General features: G+C 72.7%; 8 protein-coding genes. 4 read left to right on the top strand and 4 right to left on the bottom strand.

The window, feature by feature from the left end:
- Positions 1 to 731 (bottom strand): DUF1702 family protein (locus AB0J52_RS25415; RefSeq protein WP_500184727.1); only part of this gene is annotated, 731 nt, incomplete at its 3' end.
- A 195-nt stretch (positions 732 to 926) separates the two neighbouring features.
- Between AB0J52_RS25415 and AB0J52_RS25410 the strand changes: the two genes are divergently transcribed.
- Positions 927 to 2390 (top strand): MFS transporter, encoded by a 1464-nt coding sequence (locus AB0J52_RS25410; protein WP_500184726.1) that lies wholly within the window; start codon positions 927 to 929, stop codon positions 2388 to 2390.
- A gap of 59 nt (positions 2391 to 2449) precedes the next feature.
- On the opposite strand, the gene AB0J52_RS25405 is transcribed toward AB0J52_RS25410, so the two are convergent.
- Both AB0J52_RS25405 and AB0J52_RS25400 read right to left on the bottom strand, forming a co-directional pair.
- On the bottom strand, positions 2450 to 2656 hold the full coding sequence (locus AB0J52_RS25405; RefSeq protein WP_500184725.1) for a DUF397 domain-containing protein: 207 nt from the start codon (positions 2654 to 2656) through the stop codon (positions 2450 to 2452).
- Positions 2653 to 3456 (bottom strand): helix-turn-helix domain-containing protein, encoded by an 804-nt coding sequence (locus AB0J52_RS25400; RefSeq protein WP_500184724.1) that lies wholly within the window; start codon positions 3454 to 3456, stop codon positions 2653 to 2655. The genes AB0J52_RS25405 and AB0J52_RS25400 overlap by 4 nt, the downstream gene beginning before the upstream one ends.
- Positions 3457 to 3670: 214 nt before the next feature.
- On the opposite strand from AB0J52_RS25400, the gene AB0J52_RS25395 reads away from it, so the two are divergent.
- From AB0J52_RS25395 to AB0J52_RS25385, 3 genes are read left to right on the top strand one after another with little or no spacing between them, the layout of a single operon-like run.
- Positions 3671 to 4072, top strand: coding sequence for a hypothetical protein (locus AB0J52_RS25395; protein ID WP_500184722.1), 402 nt, complete (start codon positions 3671 to 3673; stop codon positions 4070 to 4072).
- Positions 4069 to 4428: a hypothetical protein gene (locus AB0J52_RS25390; protein WP_500184720.1), complete on the top strand. Its 360-nt coding sequence runs from the start codon at positions 4069 to 4071 to the stop codon at positions 4426 to 4428. The genes AB0J52_RS25395 and AB0J52_RS25390 overlap by 4 nt, the downstream gene beginning before the upstream one ends.
- A complete protein-coding gene (locus AB0J52_RS25385) occupies positions 4421 to 4882 on the top strand; it encodes a hypothetical protein (RefSeq protein WP_500184719.1) in 462 nt (153 codons plus the stop codon). The genes AB0J52_RS25390 and AB0J52_RS25385 overlap by 8 nt, the downstream gene beginning before the upstream one ends.
- Before the next feature lie 37 nt (positions 4883 to 4919).
- Here AB0J52_RS25385 and AB0J52_RS25380 read toward each other — a convergent pair.
- Positions 4920 to 5457 (bottom strand): zinc-binding dehydrogenase (locus AB0J52_RS25380; RefSeq protein WP_500184718.1); only part of this gene is annotated, 538 nt, incomplete at its 5' end.

Here is a 5457-nt window from a genome sequence, read left to right as displayed (position 1 = left end):
GTCACGTCGTGCTCGTTGAGCAGCATCATCAGCGAGATCACCACGATCCCGGAGACCGTGGCCAGCACCGTCGGGCGCCGCTCGGACGCGAACGCCCGGACGGCCGCCGCCACGTCCTGCGGGTTCCCGCCCCGGATGAACCAGAGCGCCCGGCCGATCCCCTGGTCCACCGCGCGCGGGAAGTACCCGGGGTCGCCCTTCCAGGGGTGGGCGGCGGGCCGTTCCTGCCGGTCGACCCAGCGGCGCGTCCCGAAGTAGGCGAGGTCGAAGCCGTAGCCGTCGACGGCGAGCCAGGACATCTCGGGGTAGTAGCCGCCGTCCGCCGGCAGGTCCGGGGTCACCTTGCGCCAGAGGACGCGCGGCAGCCGGGCCATCGCGAACCCGATCCCGATGTAGGCGAGGAAGATGTGCGGGCGGCCCGGCCCGAGCAGCAGGGCCCGGGTGCGGTCGCCGCGCCGGGGCCCCATCGCGTCGAGGACGGCGCAGGCCATCGTCGCGCCCTCGTAGGCGAACCCCTTCTGCTCGGGGTCGACCAGCGCGAGCCGGCGCTCCAGCTCCCACTGGCTCCGGGCGTCGATCCCCCACTCGAACCCGCAGACCACCGCCTGCGGGATGGCCTCCAGCCGCTCGGTGGCGTCCGACGGCGTCACCGGGAACCCCCGCCCGGCGAAGCTCACCTTCTCCAGCGACGGCGCCAGCACCAGCCTGCGCAGCGAACCGATGACCGGCACGATCGCCTCCCTCTCCGCGACGGGTCCGTCACCCCATGCTGCGCCACCGGACCCATGCCCGGCATCTCCACATTTGCCGCTTTCTTTCGGACGGCCCTGCACCGCGCGTTGAGGGTCACCGCCCGCACCCGGCAGGTCAGCGGCCGCCCGGACGGCCGAAGTCTCCGGGGCGGGTTCACCGTGACGATGGAAGTCATGCATGTCGAAGACGAGAAGACGCAGGTGGGAACCCCCGCCGCCGGCTCCCGCCGGGTGTGGTGGACGCTCGCGGTGGTCAGCGCCGCGCAGCTCCTGGTGGTCCTGGACGGAACGATCGTGAACATCGCGCTGCCCTCGGCGCAGCGCGCCCTCTCCATGTCGGACGGCGACCGGCAGTGGGCCGTCACCGCGTACGCGCTCGCGTTCGGCGGGCTCCTCCTGATCGGCGGACGGGTCAGCGGGGCGCTCGGCCACCGGCGCGCGTTCCTGACCGGCCTGCTCGGCTTCGCCGCCGCGTCGGCCCTCGGCGGCGCCGCCCCCGATCCCGGGACGCTGTTCGCGGCCCGCGCCGTCCAGGGGGTGTTCGCCGCGTTGCTGGCCCCGGCCGGGCTCGCCCTGCTGACCACCACGTTCACCGAGGCGAAGGCACGCGGCCGGGCGTTCGGGGTGTTCGCGGCGGTCGGCGCGGCCGGTTCGGCGGTGGGCCTCATCGCGGGCGGCCTGCTGACCGAGTACGCGAGCTGGCGCTGGTGCCTGTACGTGAACATCCCGCTCGCGCTGCTGGCCGCCGCCGGGGTGGCCGTCGTCCCGAAAGGGCGTCCGCTCGGCGCGGGCCGGGGCGGCCTGGACGTCGCCGGAGCCCTGCTCAGCCTCGCGGGCTTCGCCGCGCTGGTCTACGGCTTCGCCCAGGCCGAGACGCACGGCTGGAAGTCCGTCCAGGTCACCGGCCTGCTCGCGGGGGGCGTCGCCCTCCTCGCCGCGTTCGTCGCGGTCGAGGCCCGCGCGGCGCAACCGCTGCTGCCGCCGCACGTCCTCCGGCACCGCGTGCGCGCCGCCGCGTTCGTGGCGATCACGCTCCTGTTCGTGGCGATGTTCGGGTTCTACCTGTTCATGAGCTACTACACGCAGGCCGTCCTGGGCTACTCACCCGTCAAGGCCGGGCTCACGCTGCTGGTCAACGCGGTCGCCGCGCTGGCCGGATCGACGCTGGTCGCCGGACGGCTGCACGGCCGCGTCCCGCCCGCGCTGATCGTCGTCCCGGGCCTGCTCGCCGCGGCCGCGGGAGTCCTGGTCCTGACCCGCCTGACCGTGGACGGCTCGCACGTGTTCACGCTCTACCTGGCGCCCGCGCTCGTCCTCACCGGCCTGGGGCTCGGCTGCGTCCTCCCGCCGACCGCCAGCCTCGCCACCGCCGGCATGAAGGGCCACGACATCGGCGCCGGAGCCGCCGCCTACAACGCGGCACAGCAACTGGGAGCCGCCTTGGGAACGGCCCTGCTCAACACCCTGGCGTCCAGCGCCGCGACCACCTACCTAGCGAGCCACCGGAACGAGCTCCAGGCGGCCTCCGGCCACGGCTACACCCACGCCCTGACGGCCGCCTTCGTCATCCTCCTGGCAGCCGCCTGCGCAACCGCCGCCCTCTTCACCACCCGCCGCCCCCAACAGAAGACCACCTAACCCGACCGCGAAGCGGCCCCGGCGGGAACCTCCGCCGGGGCCGCTCTCAGTCATGGTGGCTACAGGCTCAGGTCGCCCGCCTTCACGCGAGCCAGCAGACCAGCGAACGCGGTCCGGCCAACCGCCAGATGCCCAGCGTCCGGATCCTTGCTGTCTCGGATACCGACCATGGCGGAGGCCTGGGCGACCTCCACACACTGCCCGGAGCTGCCGCCGCTGTAGCTGCTCTTGCGCCACTGGGTGAACGTGCCGGCGGTGGTCTTCACAGTTCCTCCAACGCTTTGCGGATAGCGGCCACGGAGTCCTCAGCGTTCAGCGCCTTGGACCTGATCAACTCGAACAGTACGCCAAGCTTGGCGACGACCTCGGGGTCGTCGATCAGCTGCCCCCAGCCGCCGGCCATCTCGGCGTACCCGGAATCCGGCTCTCCAGGGGAGGACAGAAGGGCGAACGCTCCTTCGGGGCACAGCTCGGCGGTCCCGGGGACGATGTGGATGTGAACGTGCGGGAGCTCGGCCAGCTCCAGCAGCCGTTCGAGCTGCGCCCGCATGACATCGCGTCCGCCGAACGGGCGATGGAGGGTCGAGGCGTCGAGAAGCGCAATGATCGCAGGCGGATCCTCCCGCACCAAGATCTCCTGGCGCTCGATCCGGGTGCTGACCAGCCGCTCCAGCTTGCCCGGCTGCTCACCGGCGGCCAGGACCGCCCGCGCGTACTCCGGCGTCTGCAAGAGTCCGTGGACCACGAAGTTCTCGTAGAGCCTAATCATCCGCGCCTCGGACTCCGCGTCCGTGTACTCGGGGAATCCGGCGGGGAGGCCGGTCTCCTCCAGGATGCGGGGGTAGAGGGGGGCGAGGAACCGGTCGAGTCCGAAGACCTTGTCGAGGGCCTGGAGGTTCTTGAGCATGGGGCGGCGCTGCATGGTCTCGATGCCGCTGATCAGGCTCCCCGAGACGTGGATCCTGGCGCCCAGTACGGGCTGCGACCAGCCCTTCTCCTCACGCAGCCGTTTGAGGTGGTACGCGAGGTAGGCGCGGGCCGACTCGGACGGGTCGATCTCCGGCATAAGGGGCCTCCTGATGCCCGCACATGACGTTGTGTAGGCGTCCGATCACTTGTGGAGAGGTTTCTCTGGCGACTGTAACCACGGGCTCGGAATCGTGGAGGCCAGACAGGCAACTCGCGTCCTCCGGAGGTTCCGATGACTCTCGTCAGACCCGCTCCGTGCCCCGCCCCCGCCGCCGCCCTCCGGCGTGCCCTCACGCCCCTGGCGGGATGACATGTCGGGCCGACACTCGAACAAGAGCGCGGAACCGCGCGTCGCCCCGCCCGTGCCGGACCTCGCGTCCAACGTGGCGCTGGTGGTGCCCAACCGCGAGCGCATGGCCTACCTGACCCACCTCGCCCGGCGGCTCCCGCCGGGGCTGTCGGCGGGTTTCGGCTACCGGGACCACGAGGTCGTCATGCACGTCGTGGCAGTCGGTCCCGGCTGGTCGAGGACGGCCGAGTCGGGGCCCGTGGCGGGAGTCACCGTGGCCTGTCGCTATGCGGACGGCCAGTGGTGGTTCGCACGCGGCGGAGACGACAGCCGCTTCGCCGCCGCGAACGACCTGCGCGAGGCGGCGCACGTCATCGTCCGAGCACTTCACGGTCAGCTCGCTCAGCAGGGGGCTTCGACATGAGGGAGCAGGCGTCCCTCCGCGCCACGCGGGCACCCGGGCCCGCTCTGCCACCGGAGGACTTCCCGCTGACGGTCAAAGGCCGGGTCGCGCAGGTCTACGGCATTCCCGCATACGTGGACCACGGCTGGATGACCTCGCGCTTCGCCTCGCTGCTGGTCGGCGTGACGAGCGTGACCCTGCATCGCTGGGCGGCCGAGGGCGTCGTGTCGTTCCGGCAGGAGTACCCCGGCGGCCCGATCCGGTTCCTGCGCCGCGAACTGCTGGTCGTGGTGGGGATGCGCGGCGACGACGACATCCCCCTCTCGTCCAGGAGCATCAAGCGGCGGCTCACGGGGCTGGTGCCGACCCATGAATGAGGGAACCGGCGGTGGCCCGGAGGGGTTCCTCACGACGCCGAAGGTCATGGCCGACGTGGTGATGCGCTCCTACCGGACGCACCTGTCCGCACAGAGTGAAACGCCGCACGCGACCGGGCCGGTCAATGCCTTGGCCGCCGAGCGCGCCGCACCCGCGCTGGTGGGTCTGCCCGAGCGTCCGCCGGACGAGGCGTTACGCGTCGCGCGGGCGGTGGTGGCCGACGCCTACGCCGAGGCCATGCGGACGTTCGGCGTGCCGTCCTCGGCGATCGACGCGATCGAGCGCCGGGTGTACGCCGAGATCCAGGAGACTGTCGAGGAGCACGCCCGGCTCCACGCCGAACGCATTGACGATCAGATCTCCAGACTCCGGAAACTCCTCAGGCCTGGACACCCCACCGCCGCGAAGAACATGCCGGGGTCCGGACCGCGCGCCCCTCGGATACGCGGGTGACCACGGGCCCTCGCCGGGCCCGTGGTCGGCGTGTCCGCTACGGGAGGACGAGCTGGCGGACGGCGTGGCCGGCGGCCAGGGACTCCAGGGCGTGGTTGAGGTCGGCCAGCGGCAGCGAGCCGGTGTGCAGGAGGTCCACCGGCATGCGGCCCGCGCGCCACAGGTCGATGAAGCGCGGGATGTCGCGGCGCGGCACGGCGTCGCCCATGTAGGAGCCGAGCAGCGACTTGCCCTCCCCCGCGAACGCGAGCGCCTGGACGGCGTCCAGCGTCCGGTCGGGCGCGGGCAGGCCGACCGACACGACCCGGCCGCCGCGGTCCACGGCGCGCAGGGCGTCCGCCATGACCGGCGCGGCGCCGACGGCCTCGACCGCGACGTCCGCGCCGCCGCCGGTGAGGTCGCGGATCGCGGCCTCCGCCTCGGCCGGGGCGAAGGCGTGGTGCGCGCCGAGCCGCAGCGCGAGCTCGCGCTTGGCGGGCACCGGGTCCACCGCGATGATCGGGAAGGCCCCGGCCGCGACCGCGCCGAGCACCGCCGACAGGCCGACGCCGCCGAGCCCGTAGACCGCGACCGAC

Origin of the sequence: Spirillospora sp. NPDC049652, assembly GCF_040675125.1 — a bacterium.
GTDB lineage: Bacteria > Actinomycetota > Actinomycetes > Streptosporangiales > Streptosporangiaceae > Spirillospora.
Note: the sequence above shows the minus strand (reverse complement) of the source record. Positions and strands in the feature narration are given on the sequence as shown.

Excerpts from the sequence above, each read along its gene's own strand:
- AB0J52_RS25410 (WP_500184726.1), top strand. The coding sequence starts at position 927 with ATGCATGTCGAAGACGAGAAGACGCAGGTGGGAACCCCCGCCGCCGGC.
- AB0J52_RS25400 (WP_500184724.1), bottom strand. The coding sequence starts at position 3,456 with ATGCCGGAGATCGACCCGTCCGAGTCGGCCCGCGCCTACCTCGCGTAC.
- AB0J52_RS25395 (WP_500184722.1), top strand. The coding sequence starts at position 3,671 with ATGTCGGGCCGACACTCGAACAAGAGCGCGGAACCGCGCGTCGCCCCG.
- AB0J52_RS25390 (WP_500184720.1), top strand. The coding sequence starts at position 4,069 with ATGAGGGAGCAGGCGTCCCTCCGCGCCACGCGGGCACCCGGGCCCGCT.
- AB0J52_RS25385 (WP_500184719.1), top strand. The coding sequence starts at position 4,421 with ATGAATGAGGGAACCGGCGGTGGCCCGGAGGGGTTCCTCACGACGCCG.